Annotated in this window: 16 protein-coding genes; all 16 read right to left on the minus strand. The window is 29.6% G+C overall.

Annotated features, from left to right (window positions below; all coding sequences use genetic code 11):
* Window positions 1-13: 13 nt before the first annotated feature.
* The gene (gene rny, locus ACRCYC_RS11780; RefSeq protein ID WP_438619335.1) at window positions 14-1555 is read right to left on the minus strand and encodes a ribonuclease Y; all 1542 of its coding nucleotides are present in this window, start codon (window positions 1553-1555) and stop codon (window positions 14-16) included.
* 136 nt (window positions 1556-1691) lie between these two features.
* Window positions 1692-2744 (minus strand): recombinase RecA, encoded by a 1053-nt coding sequence (gene recA / locus ACRCYC_RS11785; RefSeq protein WP_438619336.1) that lies wholly within the window; start codon window positions 2742-2744, stop codon window positions 1692-1694.
* 236 nt (window positions 2745-2980) lie between these two features.
* Window positions 2981-3523: a CDP-diacylglycerol--glycerol-3-phosphate 3-phosphatidyltransferase gene (gene pgsA, locus ACRCYC_RS11790; protein WP_438619337.1), complete on the minus strand. Its 543-nt coding sequence runs from the start codon at window positions 3521-3523 to the stop codon at window positions 2981-2983.
* The gene (gene rimO, locus ACRCYC_RS11795; RefSeq protein ID WP_438619338.1) at window positions 3510-4844 is read right to left on the minus strand and encodes a 30S ribosomal protein S12 methylthiotransferase RimO; all 1335 of its coding nucleotides are present in this window, start codon (window positions 4842-4844) and stop codon (window positions 3510-3512) included. The genes pgsA and rimO overlap by 14 nt, the downstream gene beginning before the upstream one ends.
* On the minus strand, window positions 4845-5894 hold the full coding sequence (mnmH, locus tag ACRCYC_RS11800; RefSeq protein ID WP_438619339.1) for a tRNA 2-selenouridine(34) synthase MnmH: 1050 nt from the start codon (window positions 5892-5894) through the stop codon (window positions 4845-4847).
* A 2-nt stretch (window positions 5895-5896) separates the two neighbouring features.
* Entirely contained in the window at window positions 5897-8248 is a 2352-nt protein-coding gene (locus ACRCYC_RS11805; protein ID WP_438619340.1) for a DNA translocase FtsK, read from the minus strand.
* Window positions 8249-8397: 149 nt separating this feature from the next.
* A complete protein-coding gene (locus ACRCYC_RS11810) occupies window positions 8398-9138 on the minus strand; it encodes a ClpP family protease (RefSeq protein ID WP_438619341.1) in 741 nt (246 codons plus the stop codon).
* 30 nt (window positions 9139-9168) lie between these two features.
* Window positions 9169-9321, minus strand: a complete 153-nt coding sequence (locus ACRCYC_RS11815) for a hypothetical protein (RefSeq protein ID WP_438619342.1) — start codon at window positions 9319-9321, stop codon at window positions 9169-9171.
* A 71-nt stretch (window positions 9322-9392) separates the two neighbouring features.
* The gene (dapG, locus tag ACRCYC_RS11820; RefSeq protein WP_438619343.1) at window positions 9393-10604 is read right to left on the minus strand and encodes an aspartate kinase; all 1212 of its coding nucleotides are present in this window, start codon (window positions 10602-10604) and stop codon (window positions 9393-9395) included.
* A 9-nt stretch (window positions 10605-10613) separates the two neighbouring features.
* Window positions 10614-10859, minus strand: coding sequence for a YlmC/YmxH family sporulation protein (locus ACRCYC_RS11825; RefSeq protein ID WP_438619344.1), 246 nt, complete (start codon window positions 10857-10859; stop codon window positions 10614-10616).
* 65 nt (window positions 10860-10924) lie between these two features.
* Window positions 10925-12169, minus strand: coding sequence for a M16 family metallopeptidase (locus ACRCYC_RS11830; protein WP_438619345.1), 1245 nt, complete (start codon window positions 12167-12169; stop codon window positions 10925-10927).
* Between the two features lie 132 nt (window positions 12170-12301).
* On the minus strand, window positions 12302-13045 hold the full coding sequence (locus ACRCYC_RS11835; protein WP_438619346.1) for a polysaccharide deacetylase family protein: 744 nt from the start codon (window positions 13043-13045) through the stop codon (window positions 12302-12304).
* Between the two features lie 211 nt (window positions 13046-13256).
* The gene (locus ACRCYC_RS11840) at window positions 13257-15395 is read right to left on the minus strand and encodes a polyribonucleotide nucleotidyltransferase (protein WP_438619347.1); all 2139 of its coding nucleotides are present in this window, start codon (window positions 15393-15395) and stop codon (window positions 13257-13259) included.
* A gap of 192 nt (window positions 15396-15587) precedes the next feature.
* Window positions 15588-16421, minus strand: a complete 834-nt coding sequence (locus tag ACRCYC_RS11845) for a DegV family protein (protein ID WP_438619348.1) — start codon at window positions 16419-16421, stop codon at window positions 15588-15590.
* Between the two features lie 176 nt (window positions 16422-16597).
* A complete protein-coding gene (gene rpsO / locus ACRCYC_RS11850) occupies window positions 16598-16852 on the minus strand; it encodes a 30S ribosomal protein S15 (RefSeq protein WP_438619349.1) in 255 nt (84 codons plus the stop codon).
* A 106-nt stretch (window positions 16853-16958) separates the two neighbouring features.
* The gene (locus tag ACRCYC_RS11855; protein WP_438619350.1) at window positions 16959-17882 is read right to left on the minus strand and encodes a bifunctional riboflavin kinase/FAD synthetase; all 924 of its coding nucleotides are present in this window, start codon (window positions 17880-17882) and stop codon (window positions 16959-16961) included.
* Window positions 17883-17901 lie beyond the last annotated feature (19 nt).

Genomic DNA, 17901 nt, shown 5'->3' on the forward strand with positions numbered 1-17901 from the left:
TTACATTATTTTCTTATTTAGCGTATTCTATTGCTCTTGTTTCTCTTATTATACTAACTTTGATTTGACCCGGATATTCTAATTCATCTTCTATTCTCTTAGTCATATCTCTAGCTAATAAATGTATATCTTCATCACTTACATTTTCAGGTTTAACCATTATTCTGATTTCTCTACCTGCTTGTATAGCAAATGATTTATCTACTCCATCATACGAATTAGCGATTTCTTCAAGTTTTTCTAAACGTTTTATATACGCTTCTAACGTTTCACGTCTAGCACCTGGTCTAGCTGCTGATATAGCATCAGCTGCAGTAACTAACACAGCTTCTATAGTCTGTGGTTCGTAATCTCCATGGTGAGTACTCATAGCATGTATAACATCCTTAGATTCTTTATATCTTCTAAGTAAATCCATACCTATCTCAACATGAGTTCCTTCCATTTCATGGTCAACTGATTTACCTATATCATGTAGTAAACCTGCTCTTTTAGCTAACTTTACATCAGCTCCTATTTCAGCAGCCATTATACCTGCTATATGCGCAACTTCAATTGAATGTCTAAGTACATTTTGACCATAACTAGTTCTATAGTTTAATCTACCTAAAAGTCTTACTAACTCTGGGTGTAAGCCATGAACCCCTGTTTCAAATGTAGCTTGTTCACCGAATTCTTTAATTATGCTGTCAACTTCTTTCTTTGCCTTTTCAACCATTTCTTCTATTCTAGCTGGATGTATTCTTCCATCTGCTATAAGCTTTTCAAGTGCTATTCTTGCAACTTCTCTTCTTATAGGATCGAATCCTGATAAAATTACGGCTTCTGGAGTATCATCTATTATTAAATCTATCCCCGTAAGAGTTTCTAATGTTCTTATGTTTCTACCTTCTCTACCTATTATTCGACCTTTCATTTCATCATTAGGTAGATTAACTACTGTAACAGTAGTTTCAGCAACATGATCTGCTGCACATTTTTGTATAGCATATCCTATTATCTCTCTAGATTTCTTGTCCGCTTCTTCTTTAGCTTGAGACTCTATTTCTTTTATCATAATAGACATCTCACGTCTTACATCTCTTTCCGCATTAGTTAAAATGATTTCCTTAGCTTTGTCCGAAGTTATCCCTGATATACTTTCTAACTTCTCTAATTGTTGAACTTTAATATTTTCAACTTGTTCTTCTTTTTTTTCAATCTTTTTTAATTTGTCACTTAAAACATTTTCTTTATTTTCTAGCGTTTGAAGTTTTTTATCTAATACTTCTTCTTTTTGTATAACTCTTCTTTCAAACTTTTGTAATTCAGTTCTTCTTTCTTTGTTCTCTTTTTCTGCTTCATTTCTCCATTTATGGATCTCTTCTTTTGCTTCTAATAGTTTTTCTTTTTGTAGAGTTTCTGAATCTCTATTTGCCTTATCTATTATATCATTAGCCAACTTTTCAGTTTGACCAATTTTAGCTTCAGATATGTTTTTTCTAACAAAATAACCAACTATAATACCCACAAATATTCCCAATAAAGCGCCTATTATTGCCTCTATGACATCCACCTCCTTTGTTAATATAAACCGTCAACTACAGTATTTATAACATCTATTTTTATAAACTAAATAAGAATATTTCATTCTTATTTAATTTTATAATTTTTTCTACCTTGTGTCAAGTTAATAGGAGGCATACGAATTATTATTCTCCAATATTTTCTATTGAATCTTGATTTTCTTGTGCACTATCTCTATTTTCATCTAATTTATAGTATTTTCTTACTAATCCTTCAACTTCTTCAGTTAAATCTTTATTATCTTCTAAGAATTTTTTAACATTTTCTCTACCTTGTCCTAGTCTAGTCTCATTATAACTATACCAAGCTCCTGATTTTTTAATTATATCTATATCCGCAGCTATATCTAGTAAGTCTCCAACCTTAGATATCCCTTCACCATACATTATATCAAATTCACATTGTTTAAAAGGAGGTGCAACTTTGTTTTTAACTACCTTAACTCTAGTTCTACTTCCCATAATCTTGTCACCTTGTTTTATTGTGTCTATTTTTCTAACATCTAATCTAACAGATGAGTAGAATTTAAGAGCACGACCACCAGTTGTTGTTTCTGGACTACCAAACATTACTCCGACCTTTTCTCTTAACTGATTTATAAATATAGCAACACAATTAGATTTTTTTATAGATCCTGTTAATTTTCTTAACGCCTGAGACATAAGTCTAGCTTGAAGACCAATATGAGAATCTCCCATATCTCCTTCTATTTCAGCTTTAGGAACTAATGCTGCAACAGAGTCAACTACTATTATATCTATAGCTCCACTTCGTATAAGTGCTTCAGCTATTTCTAAAGCTTGTTCTCCTGTATCTGGTTGTGAAACAATTAAGTTCTCTACATCTACACCTAATGCTTTTGCATATATAGGATCAAGGGCATGCTCTGCATCTATGAATGCTGCTATTCCGCCTTTTTTCTGAGCTTCTGCAACTGCATGTAATGTAACAGTTGTTTTACCTGAAGATTCTGGTCCGTATATTTCAACTATTCTTCCCTTTGGAAGTCCACCTATACCAATTGCTATATCAAGTCCTATAGACCCTGTTGGTATTACATCTATAGCCATTCCTTTAGCATCACCTAACTTCATTACTGATCCCTTACCGAAATCTTTTTCTATTTGAGATAATGCTGAATTTAACGCTTTTAATTTTTCATCTTGTATTCCTGCCATTTTATAATACCTTCCCTTCTATCAATCATTTATATTATCTTTACTTTAAGTTAAAGTTTCAATCAAACACTTGTTCTATTAATATTATATCTAGTTTTCATCTTAAAGTCAATTAATAATATATTATTAGTATTAACTTTAATTATATCAATTTATACACTTTTTTCCACATATTGTATGTCCATCAATAAAGAAAAGGATGGATATAATTATTCTATATCCATCCTTTTTGCAACTTACTTATTTTCCATAAATAAATTTTTATTTTTATATACATACTCCCACCCTGAATAAAGAGTAAGTAATGTCGCTATTAATATAGTTATTTTACCTACATTTAAAAATAACATATTTCCAGTATGCGCTCCTAATAATAAAATAACTATCGCTACCATTTGTGAAATAGTCTTTAATTTACCACCAGAACTAGCTGCTATAACCTTACCGTCAGCTGCCGCTATAGCTCTTAATATACTAACAGTAAGCTCTCTAGCCACTATTATTATAACCATCCATGCTGCAACTAAATTAAACTCTATCATAGTAGTTAATGCAGATATAACAAGCAGCTTATCTGCAAGAGGGTCCATAAACTTTCCAAAGTCAGTTATCAAATTATACTTTCTAGCTATGTGTCCATCCATAGCATCTGTAACAGAAGCTATTATAAATATCATACAAGCTATTAAAAACTTATTTTGTAAATTTAACATCATGACAATTATAAATATTGGTATTAGAAATATCCTAAATAAAGTTAGTTTATTAGGCAAGTTCATTAACTACATCTCCCATCAAATCATACTCTAATGCACTATTTATTTTAACCTTAACAAAGTTTCCTGGCTCAAGTTGACTATCACATTTAACATAAACTATACTATCTATCTCTTCTGCATCACCTTGAGTTCTTCCGATATAGACTTTATCTTCTATTTGCTCTTCTATTAGAACTTCATATTCATTATTTACTTTTTTAGAATTTAAATTTTGAGATATCTCTTGTTGAACTAACATAAGTGCATCTCTTCTTTTTAACTTAATATCTTCTTCTAAATGATTTGGTAATTTATCTGCTGGTGTGTCTTCTTCTCTTGAATAAGCAAACGCTCCAAGTCTATCAAATTTAACATCTTTAGCAAATTCAACTAATTCATTAAAATCTTCTTCTGTTTCACCTGGGAAACCAACTATTATAGTAGTTCTTAATGTTGCATCAGGTATGTACTTTCTTATCATATCAACTTTAGACTTTATATCTTCTTTAGTTGTATGTCTATTCATTAGTTTTAGAACTTTATTACTTGCATGTTGTATAGGCATATCAAAATAATTACATATGTTATCATATTTTTTAATTACTTTTACAAGTTCTTCTGTTATTGATTCCGGATATGAATACATTATTCTTATCCACTTTATACCTTCTATTTGTGCAAGTTCTTCTAATAATTGTGGTAATTTAACTTCTCCGTATAAATCAAATCCATACTTAGTCGTATCTTGAGCTATGACTACAAGTTCCTTAACTCCTTTAGATGCTAAATCTTTAGCCTCTCTAACTATATCTTCCATTTTTCTACTTCTGTATTTACCTCTTAACTTTGGAATTATACAGTAAGTACAATGATTATCGCACCCTTCACCTATTTTTAAATAAGCCATATACTCAGGTGTTGTAACATATCTTGGAAGATCTTCATTATAAGCAAATTCTATATCGTTTAAACTAACTATGTTGTTTTCTTTTTCAAGTCCTGCTATTATTTCATCTATTTGCTGATAACTTCCAGTCCCAACTATAGCGTCTATTTCAGGAATTTCTTCCTGCAATTCTTTAGCATATCTTTGTGCTAAACAACCTGTAACTATAAGCAATTTTAAATTACCAGTTTCTTTTAATTCAGCTAAATCAAGTATAGTATCTATTGACTCTTGCTTTGCAGACTCTATAAAACCACAAGTATTTACTAGTATTATATCCGCATCTTCAAAATCCCCAACTAACTTATAACCTTTTCTATTTAAAATTCCCATCATTATTTCTGCATCTACTAAATTTTTAGAACATCCTAATGACTCTAATGCTATTTTTAACATTTATATTGCTCCTTCCTGTGCTGCCTTATGAAAATCTGCTAATTCTAAAAAAGATTGTTGCATATCATCACAATTTACAATTTTATTATATTTGTATTTTTCAACTGAATGACCATATAACGCATCATAATATTGTACTAAATAATATTCTACAACTTGTTCATATTTTCCTTCATTAAATAGTTCAATACAATAATCAACGTTAGCATTTCCCAATCTTTTTCTAAACTTATTAATACATTGGACTAATGCTTCAGCATTTTTCTTTTCAGTATAGATATAATCTCTGCATAGTCTATCTACTCTAGATTTAACACTGCATTCTTGTAATATATGATATCCATCTCTTATTATACCCTCATATATTTCATTTGGAACATTTACATGCCCCACCCTTTTACTTTCACTTTCTATAAATATATAGTCACTCTTTGAGAAGTATAATTTTTCAAATATATTAGTTTCAAATGTCTTTTGTGTTGGAGGTTTTTCATCAAACATTATAAATCCAAATGTAGATCCACTATTTTTAGCTAATCCTTCTAAATCTATAATGTCTATACCTGCTTCTTCTAACATCATCAACATATCCGTTTTTCCAACACCTGTTAATCCATGTAAAACTATAAATTGTTTTGTATCCATAACCGTCTTAAAGTAATCTAGTACAAAGTTTCTATAAGATTTATATCCACCCTCTAGTTGGTATACATTAACACCTAAAGTAGATATCATGTTAACTAAGCTTCCACTTCTCATTCCACCTCTTGCACAATATATAACTATATTTTCATACTCATTAGCTAAACTTAAAACTTCCATATACATGTGTTTTAATCTATCTTTAACATAATCAAATCCCTTTTGTATAGCTTCGTGTTTTCCTTGCAATTTATATATAGTACCTATATCTTTATGCTCATCATCGTTAAATAGTGGCAAATGAAAAGCATCTAATATATGGTCTTCATTAAATTCTGCTGTAGTTCTAACATCTATAAATATGGTATTTGGTAAATCTAATGCATCTTTTATCTTTATTGTTTTCAAATTTATTCACCTTCTAAATTGTCTAAGTCTTGTTTACTTATTAAAACCTTTCTTGGTTTACTTCCTTCACTTTTTCCGACTATATTTCTTTCTTCCATAGAATCTATAAGTCTTGCCGCTCTATTAAACCCTATTTTAAATTTTCTTTGAAGCATCGAAGCTGATGCTTGCCCGCTTTCAACAATAAATTCTATAGCTTCACTTAAAAGCTCATCTACATCATTATCTTGTTCTTTCGATATTTTACTTATACTATCTACTATACATTCTTCGTATTTAATTTCCTCTTTAACTTGACTCTTTACGTAGTCTATAACTTTTTCAGATTCAGACTCAGATATAAATGCACCTTGTAATCTTACTGGTTTAGCTGCTCCTAAAGGATAAAATAACATATCCCCTTTACCTAAAAGTTTTTCAGCCCCACCCATATCAAGTATTGTTCTTGAATCGGTTTGAGATGAAACGGCAAACGCAATTCTTGAAGGTATATTAGCTTTTATAACTCCTGTTATAACATCAACTGATGGTCTTTGAGTTGCAACTATTAAATGCATACCTGCTGCTCTTGCCATTTGAGCTAATCTACAAATATAATCTTCAACATCACTTGCACTAACCATCATAAGGTCTGCAAGCTCATCTATTATTATAACTATCTTAGGAAGTTTTTCTTCGCTCTTTTCATTATAACTTGTTACATCTTTTACACTTGACTCTGCAAATAACTTATATCTTCTATTCATTTCTGTAACTGCCCAATTCAGTGCATTTGCAGCTTTTTTAGGATCAGTAACAACTGGTATTAATAAGTGTGGTATACCATTGTAATTTGCAAGCTCAACTACTTTAGGGTCTATAAGTAAGAATTTAACTTCATCTGGATTAGCTTTGTATAATATACTATTTATTAATGTATTTACACATACACTTTTTCCCGATCCTGTTGATCCCGCTATAAGTAAATGAGGCATTTTACCAATGTCTGCAATTATAGGCTTTCCTGCTATGTCTTTTCCCAGACCCATAGCAAGCGGTGAATCAAATTTATTGAACTCATCACTCTCAAGAACTTCTCTTAAAGTTACCATTTGAGCCTCTTCATTTGGAACTTCTATACCAATTGCACTCTTCCCTGGAATAGGAGCTTCTATTCTTATACTCTTTGCAGCTAAGCTAAGGGCTATATCATCTGTCAAATTGACTATTTTACTTACCTTAACTCCAGGACTAGGTTGAAGCTCATATCTTGTAATAGTAGGTCCTACTGTTACTTGATTTACTTTTGCCTCAACTCCAAAATCTGATAATGTCTTTTCAAGTAAAGAAGCATTTTTTAATACTTTCTTCTTACTCTTATCATCCGTTTTTGAGTCTATTTTGTTTAAAAGCTCAATGCTAGGTTTTTTATAGTTTTCGTAATTTGACTCTGATTTTATATCCATAGGTTGAGTTTTTTCTAAGCTATTATTTGTTTGATTCGAAACTTCTTGTTTTTGATTAGGCTTTGCTTTTTGTAGTTCTTTTAAAACTTCCAATTCTGGCATACTTTGAGTACCTTCTAATATTTCTAAGTAGTCATCTTCTGCTTTATTAAAACCTACTATCTTTATTGTTTTGTCATTTTCATCATCTTCTATACTATCTGAATTAATTTCTTCTTTTTTAGACTGTCCTCTTAATCCAGACTTTGTCATCATGGTATTTTCATCAACTTCTTCTGTAACCATATTAACCATAGCTGACTTTAAATTCAAAGCTTTTTCTTTGAATGTAAGATTACTATCTTTATCTTTCTTAGATTTTACTTTTATATTATAGATTAAGTCTTTTAAAGATATATTAAATGTAAACAATCCTGTTATAAGTAATGCAAATATACTTACTAACCATGCCCCAGTTATTCCAAATATCTTAGTAACATAATATGTAATAACTGTAGCTATAAGCCCACACCCGTCTCCACTTACAGCTTGTTTTGTTACTTCTTTAATAACATATGAATTTGTAGGACTATCTATCGGTAAATTTTTCGCATTTATAAGACCATAAAACATGAATATGAAAAATACACCTAAATAATATAACTTAGTGCTTTTAAGTCTATATATATATTCATTTTTTTCGAAAAATCCTAAAATCCCACTAATAATAATTATAAATGGTATAACTATTGATAATTTTCCAAATAAACCTAGAAATATATTTTGAATAAATGTGCCTAAAATCCCCATAGAACTAGAGTTTAAACTATATAGTAAAAATATCCCTACAAATATAGTTATAAGGTTGCTGTATTCAGCTGTAAAACTTGATTGTATATTCTTTTTCTTTTTAGATTTCTTTTTAGCCATCAATCTCACCTCTTTAAAAATAAATTTATACAATAATTAATAAACTGCAAAATCATAGCAAAAAGTGCTAATGTATTTATACACTAACACTTTTATATCTTTTAATTATAGCATATATTCTGTTATTTAAACAAATTTATTTAATCATATCACTTATTATCTACGTTATCGTCCTCTTTTATTAATTCTCTTAATTTAAACATAGCTTCTTTTAATCCACCGACTTCATCTATAAGTCCACATTCAACTGCTTCTTTACCTATTAAAACACTACCTACATCGCTAACTAATTCTTCTTTAGAATACATTAATTTCTCTAAATCTTCTCTTTCTATATCTGATGTTCTAGTTATAAATTGAGTTATCCTTTCTTGCATCTTTTTAAAGTACTCAAAAGTTTCATTTACTCCAATAACTAATCCATTAGTTCTTATAGGATGAACTATCATAGTCGCAGTAGGTGCTATAAAAGAGTAATCACCTGCCGTAGCAAGGGGAACTCCTATACTATGACTACCTCCTAGAACTAATGTAACCACTTTTTTAGATACACTATTTATTAATTCTGATATAGCAAGTCCTGCTTCAACATCTCCACCTACCGTATTTAGTATTACTAAAACACCTTTAATATCATTATTTTCCTCTATTGCAAATAACATAGGTATTATATGTTCATATTTAGTGGATTTTTTTTGAGGATTTCCTGCAAAGTGCCCTTCAATTTCACCAATTATAGTTATACACTGTATATCTTTAGTGTTTTGTTCTGGCAGATTTGGAACTCCCATTTCTTTAATATCTTCTATATCTTCAGACTCATCTTCATCTTCTTGTGATTTCAAATGTAACTTTTTATTTTTATCATCTTCATTATATAAATAGTTCATATGTAGCCTCCTTTTAAGACTTGCTTTTATCTACTTCCCTTTTGGGTGTTTTCTTATTGGTCTTGATGTATTTTGAGCTACTGATCCACTTTTTTTAGGTCTAAAATGTGCTGGTAAGCTTATTTCTTCTCCAAATTCTAATTTAGCATGAGGCTGATTGTTTTTTGGTTTTTTATTTGACATAAAAATATCCTCCTTTAATGTTTAACTTTAAATATAAGTTAACCAAAATAGGAGGATATTATTAATTTTATCTAATTTAATTTAAATTCTTCATGTATAGCGTGAACTGTAGCTTTCATATCTTTTTCTTCAACTAAACAAGATATAGTCATATTTGAATCTGATGTTTGTAATAAATTTATTTTTGCTTTTGATAAAGCTCTTACTATTTTCGCCATAACTCCTGGTATTCCATTCATTTTAGATCCTATCAATGTAACCTTTGCACAATTTTCTTTAATATTATACACTAAGCTATGATCATTTAATATTTTCGTTAACGGCTGTAACTTGTCATGACTAATTACAAAAGCTTTTTCTTCTATAAAGAAGTTTATCATATCTAAACTTATTTCATTAGATTCTATCTCATTCATTATATTTGTAAATATATCCTCTTTTGATTTAATCTTTATTTGAGCTATTCCATTTTCATGAGCTACAGCAGTCATGGTATTTAAGGCGTGCTCTTCTTTGTTTACCTCAAATTTTGGACTTCTACCACTTATTTTAGTTCCAGGATAATCTGGATTTAAAGTATTTTTTATATTTAAAGTTATAGCTCCACTTTTTGCAATCTCAACAGCTCTTGGATGTATAACTTTAGCTCCCTTATCCGCCATTTGAAATACTTCTTCATAGTTTATATAATCTAGTACTTTAGCTTCTGGTTCAATTCTTGGATCAGCTGTCATTATGCCATCAACGTCAGTGTAAATCTCAACAGTTTCACATTCTAGAGCTTTTCCTATAGCAACCGCTGATGTATCACTGCCACCTCTTCCAAGTGTAGTTACTTCTCCACTCTCTGTTATTCCTTGGAAGCCTGCTACAATTACAACTTTTCCTTCATCTAACTCTTTGTAAATTCTTTCTGGCTTAATATCTACAATTCTAGAGTCAGAAAACTTACCATCAGTATATATACCAGCTTGACCACCTGTTAAAAAAACAGAATCTATACCATAACCTTTTAACATGTTAGTAAGTATAGTCCCTGATATTATTTCTCCACAAGACATTATTAAATCTAATTCTCTTTTAGATGAGTTTTCATTAATATCTTTACATAAATTTATTAATGTATCTGTTGCATATGGAGCTCCTTTTCTTCCCATAGCAGAAACTACAATTACTAAATCTAACCCTTTTTCTTTATAGTTTTTTATTATATTGCAAACTTGCTTCATTTTTTCATAAGATTCCACAGATGTCCCACCAAATTTTTGAACTACTATTGTCATATTATCCTCCTAGTACATACCGTCATATTCTATTATAATCATGTCATTTCCTATCTTTTTCACATTTCTCCATGGCACTTCTAGTACCGATTTATCTTTTCTAAATCCAAAGAAACCTCTTTCTCTCGGAATAAGTAAAGCTAGTATTTTTCCAGTAGTATCTTCAATAATAAGGTCGCACTCTCCAACAACGCCTAATCTTTCTCCTGTAACTAAGTTTACAATCTCCTTACCTGCTACCTCAGATAAATTCATAAGTATCCCCCCATATAAACTAATAATATCTAATATAGATAACCTTAATTATATGTCTAGTCTAATTAGCCTAAAGTTATATTCTCTACATCTCTTCCTACAATACAGACTCCCATGTTTTCTTTGTTAAACACCTTGTCTATAATTAAGTCTATTCTAGCTTTATCAATATTATTTATACTTTCTATAATATCATTAGGATTTTTCACCTTTTTAGTTAAAAGCATAGCTTTACCCATAGCCATCATTCTGCTACTAGTACTTTCTAATCCTAATATATAACTTCCCTTTAGTTGTTCCTTACTTTCATTTATCTCTTGTTCTGTAAGTCGATATTTTCTTAAGTTATCAATTTCTTCCAATACTAAATTATATACTTTTTCTAAATTTTCGTTACTCATACTTGCATAAATTCCTAATTCTCCACTTTTTCTGTAAAGACTAGGCGCAGAATATATAGAGTAAACAAGACCTTTGTTTTCTCTTATATTTTGGAATAACCTAGAACTTATACTTCCTCCAAATATATTATTTACTATAGATAAAGCATAAGCATCTTCTCTATCTTCTAAAGGTATAGATTTTAAACTTATAGCTAAGTTAACTTGTTCTGTATCTTTATTCTTAGCCATAAAACATGGATGGAATTCTGGTGTTGTTATTTCTATATCAACATTACCCTTAGGTAAATTCCCAAATTTTGCTTCTATTAGTTTAACCATTTCTTCAAATTTAAAATTACCACTGATAGAAATTACCGAATTACTAGCTACATAATAATTATTAAAATAATTTTTTATAGCATCCTTATTGATATTATATAATGATTCTTTAGTTCCTATTATATTCATTCCAAGAGCATCTGTCTTATATACACCTTCCATAAGCAAATCATATACTAAATCCTCTGGAGAGTCTTCATACATCTTTAATTCTTCTAATATTACTTGTTTTTCTTTTTCTATATCGTCTTTATCAAATAGTGGATTTAAAAACATATCACTTAATATATCTAACCCTATGTTTATATGTTCATCTAACAATTTTACATAATAACAAGTACATTCTTTGCTAGTGAAAGCATTTATTTGTCCACCTAAATTATCTATCGTACTTGCTATATCCTTAGATGTTCTATTTTCAGTTCCCTTAAATAACATATGTTCTATAAAATGTGATACCCCACTTAATTTTTCATTCTCTATTCTTGACCCTGCATTTACCCATACCCCTAATGTTATAGATTTTAGGTATGGTATTTCTTCCCCTACTATTGTAAGTCCATTATCTAATGTTTGTACCTTATACATACTATTCCTCCAATTTCATCTGTGCATTATAATATTTATGATAACTTTTTAAGTTTATATCTTAACCAATGTCCTTTAAATTATAATTTAGTGAAATGAATTATTCAACAGTAAAATAATTTATATATAATTTTAAAGATCAAATACATCGCTAAGTTTACCAGGTTTTAAATTTTTACCCTCAATAATCTCTATAATATCATCAATACCTTCAGCACTTGCATGTGTAGGATGCATAAGTATTATACTAGAATCTTTCATATCTTTTGATTTAACTCTTTCAATAATAACCTCTGGTTCTTGTCTATTTTTCCAATCTATAGTATCTACATCCCATTTGTAAGGTATGTAGCCAAGGTCCATAGAAGCTTTCACAGTGTCTTTATTAAATGAACCTCCTGGAGCTTGAAAAAATTTAGTTTCAGTTTTTATTATATTCTCTATTATTTCCTTTGATGTTTTTATTTGTTCATAGTTTTTATCATAATCTAAAGTACCATAGTCTAAATGCTTGTATCCGTGATTAGCTATTTCATGTCCTTTTTCTTTTATCTCAAGTAGAAACTCTGAGTTTTCCTCAGCCCATCTACCTGTTACAGCAAAAGTTATCTTAGCTTTTTTTTCATCTAATACTTTCAGTATTTTTTCTATGTACTCACTTTCCCAGCCTAAGTCTACGTTGCAACTTATTGCAACGTGACCACTATTTAGCTTTGTTCCATTATGATATGGCTTATCTGCTTTATAAAACAGATTCCATGTTGGTGTTGTATCTTCTTTATTCATAAATACAACACCTGCGATTGCTAATATTATAACTAATATTATTGCAAATATTTTTTTTAACTTTTTTTTATTGAGTACCATCATTATCATAAAAGCTTCCTCCTAAATTTGTACAATTTACTCTCATTAAATTGTATTAGGTAGTCTAACTTTTTATGCATCTATATTATATATTGTATTTTATATGGTATATATAACTTAAAGTGCCTTTACTATTGTAAAAAATGCTTTTATCTAAAATTCACAAAATAAAAGGCACCTAGTAACCATTGGTTACAGAGTGCCTTAATTTTAAATAATATTATTTTTCTTTAGTTTCTTTATCTTCTTTAACTTCTTTAACTTCTTTTTTCTCAGGCTTTGGTAAAAGTGCTTTTCTAGATAAATTTACTCTTCCTTTTTCATCTATTTCACTTACTTTTACAGTCACTTCATCTCCAACATTAAGAACATCTTCAACTTTATTAACTCTTTCATGAGCTATATGAGATATATGAAGTAAGCCTTCTTTTCCTGGAAGTATTTCAACGAAAGCACCAAAATTCATTATTCTAGTTACTTTACCTGTATAAGTTTGACCAACTTCAGCTTCAACAACTATATTATGTATAAGCTCTTGAGCTTTAGCTATCATTTCAGCATCTATTCCACTTATAAATACTTCTCCAGTTTGTTCAATATCTATTTTAACTCCAGTTTCATCTATAATCTTAGTGATTATTTTTCCACCAGGTCCTATTACGTCTCTTATCTTATCTGGGTTTATATTCATTATTACTATTTTAGGTGCATACTTAGAAAGTTCTGGCTTAGGTGCATCTATAGTTTTTCTCATTTCATTTAAAATGTGAATTCTACCTACTTTAGCTTGCTTTAAAGCTGTACTTAATACTTCTTTATCGATACCAGCTATTTTTATATCCATTTGTATAGCTGTTATACCATGCTCAGTACCAGCAACTTTAAAGTCCATATCTCCTAAGTGATCTTCCATACCTTGAATATCTGAAAGTACAGCAACTTTATCATCATGCTTTATAAGACCCATAGCAATTCCAGCAACCATATCTTTAAGCGGAACACCAGCATCTAAAAGTGATAATGTTGATCCACATACACTACCTTGAGACGTTGATCCATTAGAACTTAATACTTCTGAAACAACTCTTATTGCATAAGGGAAATCTTCTTTAGAAGGTATTACAGGAAGTAATGCTCTTTCTGCAAGTGCTCCATGTCCTATTTCTCTTCTACCTGGACCTCTTGAAGGTCTAGCCTCTCCAACACTATATGCCGGGAAGTTGTAGTGATGCATATATCTCTTGCTTTCTTCTTCATCAAGTCCATCAAGTATTTGAACATCACCTAAAGCTCCAAGTGTTGCTATAGACATAACTTGAGTTTGCCCTCTTGTAAATAATCCAGAACCATGAGCTCTTGGTATGAATCCATTGTCACACCATATAGGTCTTATTTCATCTGGTTTTCTATTATCAGGTCTTATATTTTCATGTACTATAAGCTTTCTAACTTGCTCTTTTATTATAGCATGTAATGTTTCTTCTATATCTTGTCCAAACTCTTCTACTATTTCATCAAAATGCTCGAAAGTTTCTGCTTTAACTGCGTCCATCTTTTCCATTCTCTCAAGCTTTTCTATAGTTTTAACTGCTTCTTTCATCTTATCTGTAGCAAATTCACGAACAGATTTTTCTACATCTTCATCTATTTGATAAAGGTTAACTTCTATCTTTTCTTTTCCTACTTCAGCAACTATAGTGTCTATAAATTCAACAACTTTTTTGATTTCTTCATGTGCAAATAATATAGCTTCTAGCATTAACTCATCCGGTATTTCTTCAGCCCCAGCTTCAACCATCATTATAGCTTCTTTCGTTCCTGAAACTACAAGATGAAGAGAACTTTGCTCTCTTTGCTCCGCTGTTGGATTCGCAACAAATGCTCCATCTACTAATCCTACACATACAGAACCTGTTGGTCCATTAAATGGTATGTCAGATATAGATAAAGCTATAGATGATCCTATCATAGCTACTATATCAGGAGTACAATCTTGATCTACTGATAAAACAGTCGCAACTACCTGTACATCATTTCTAAACCCTTTAGGGAATAGTGGTCTTATAGGTCTATCTATAAGTCTTGATGTAAGTACAGCTTTTTCTGAAGGTTTTCCTTCTCTTTTTAAGAAGCCTCCAGGTATTTTTCCTACTGAATATAATTTTTCTTCATAATCAACACTTAAAGGGAAAAAGTCTATTCCATCTCTTGGTTTAGATGACTTTGATGTATTAACCATAACCATAGTTTCGCCGTACTGAAGTATAGCGCTTCCACTAGCTAATTCAGCTATTTTCCCTATTTCAACAGAAAGCTCTCTTCCTGCAAAATTCATCTTAAAAACTTTATGTTCAAACATTAATGCTTGTACCTCCTCTTTATTAAAACCGCGTTTAGTATCCTATGTACTATCTTATCAAAAATACTATAAATTAACAACATAAAAGTAAATTACTGGCTTGTATTGGTGTATTTTTAGAGATACAAAACGTAATTTCGCAAATACTTTATTTTAACTTATTATTTGCTTAATATGTAAATTTTAATACATTTAATTTGAACAACTTATAGCTAATATATCTGGACCTGTATGAGAACATATACAAGCTCCACCTCTAGTTAAATATACATTCTTAGCTTTTATATTTTCTTCTACTTCTTTTTTTAGCAATTCAAATTCTTTTACATTAGCTCCACATCCAATAGTTAAGTTTTTATCTTCAAAGCTATCGTAATGCTCTTTTAATAAATCTATCAAGGTATGTATTACATGTTTTTTGCCTCTTACTTTTGTAACTAACGATATATTTCCATCTTTCATAGAAAATACAGGTTTTAAACTTAACATATTTCCAATAGTAGCAGTTGTAACAGATACTCTTCCACTTCTCTTTAAATATTCCAAACTATCTGGAACAAAAAATAAATTTACACTTTCTCTTAAAGCTTCTAACTCATTTATGATAGTTTGAGCATCTAATTTTTCATCCATAAGTTGACAAGCTTTTATAACAAATTGCCCACTACCTAAAGATAAATTCAGTGTATCAAATATATGTATATCACCATCTGTGTCATTTTTAGCCATTACAGCACTTTGATATGTTCCTGAAGATTGAGATGAACCATTTATACAAATTATAGAATATTCATCTTTATACTTGTCAAACACTTCTTTAAATTGCATATATGTAGCCTGAGATGTCTTAGGCACAGTCTTAATTTCTTCCATAGTTTTATAGAATTCTTCGTTAGTCATATCTATACCATCTTTAAATTCTTTACCATCTATAATTATAGTTAACGGCATTATTTCTATATCATATTTTTCTGCTAACTCCATAGGAATATCACATAAACTATCACATATTAATTTTATTTTCATAGTAAATCCCCTCCTAAAAGAAAAGTTTCTATATAAATTATATTTATTCCTTTATATATTTTATCTAAAATTAGTTTATTTGTAATTATTTACTTTTTTCACCAAAGTATACGGTTTCAAAATTACCAAAACAAAAAAAGAAGGCATAAACCTTCTTCTTTATTTCAATAATTAAATTATTTTCTTAATCCTAATTTAGCTATTAACGCTCTGTATCCTTCTAAATCTTTCTCTTTTAAGTAAGCTAATAAGTTTCTTCTCTTACCAACCATCTTTAAAAGACCTCTTCTTGAGTGGTGATCTTTTTTATGAGTCTTTAAGTGACCGTTTAACTCATTTATTCTAGTTGTTAATATAGCTATTTGTACTTCTGGAGAACCAGTATCTCCTTCAAATCTTCCGAATTCTTTTATTATTTCAGTTTTGTTCATTGTGAATACCTCCATTATATTTTTAAATCCCCAATTACTAAGCATTGATTGGAGTGTTCAAATGCCGAGTAATGGTTCACGAATTTTATTTTACCACATATATCATCTATTTGTAAACATACTTTTTGTATACAAAATTTACATCCCTGCTTAATTGATTTTTTAGCTCATCTAAAGAGTTAAATTTTCTTTCATCTCTTATTCTTTCTAAAAATTCGATCCTGATTATATCTCCATATATATCTTCATCAAAATCAAGTATATTAGTTTCTATAGATAAAACTTGTCCATTTACAGTTGGATTAAAACCTATATTTGTAGCTCCATAATATTTTTTATCTTTTAAGTATACCTTAACTGCATAAATTCCACTTTTAGGTATTACTAACTGATCATTAATCTTTAAGTTTGCAGTAGGAAAACCTATAGTTCTTCCTATCTTCCTAGCGTGTATAACTTCACCTTCAAGACAATAATTTCTTCCCAAAAATTCTTTTATTTCACAAACACTACCTTGATCTATTAGTTTTCTTATATAACTACTACTTATTCTAATATTATTTATTTTTATGGGCTCTATTATTTTAACTTCCATACCATAATCTTTACCTAAATGTTTAAGTACATCCGAATTCCCTTCTTTATTTCTAGCAAAGGTAAAATCATGACCTACTATAACTTTCATGCAATTAAGTTTATTTATCAAAATTTTTTCAATAAAATCTTTAGCAGATATTTTGGTCATATACTCATTAAATGGAACCATTAAAATCATATCTACTCCTAAGGATTTTAATATGTTTATCTTTTCATCATTTGTAATTATATTTTTTATAGAATTCATCCTAAAATATCTCATAGGGTGATTTTCAAAAGTAAATACTACACTTTTACATTTCCTATCTTTAGCTTCATTGACAGCTTCTTGTATAAGCTTAATATGACCTTTGTGAATACCATCAAAATTTCCAATCGTTACAATACTTTTCTCAATATTTATTACTTCGTCTAATGATTTTATAATAGTCATAATAAATTCCCCACTACTT

The organism is Paraclostridium sp., from assembly GCF_051657365.1.
Classification (GTDB): domain Bacteria; phylum Bacillota; class Clostridia; order Peptostreptococcales; family Peptostreptococcaceae; genus Paraclostridium.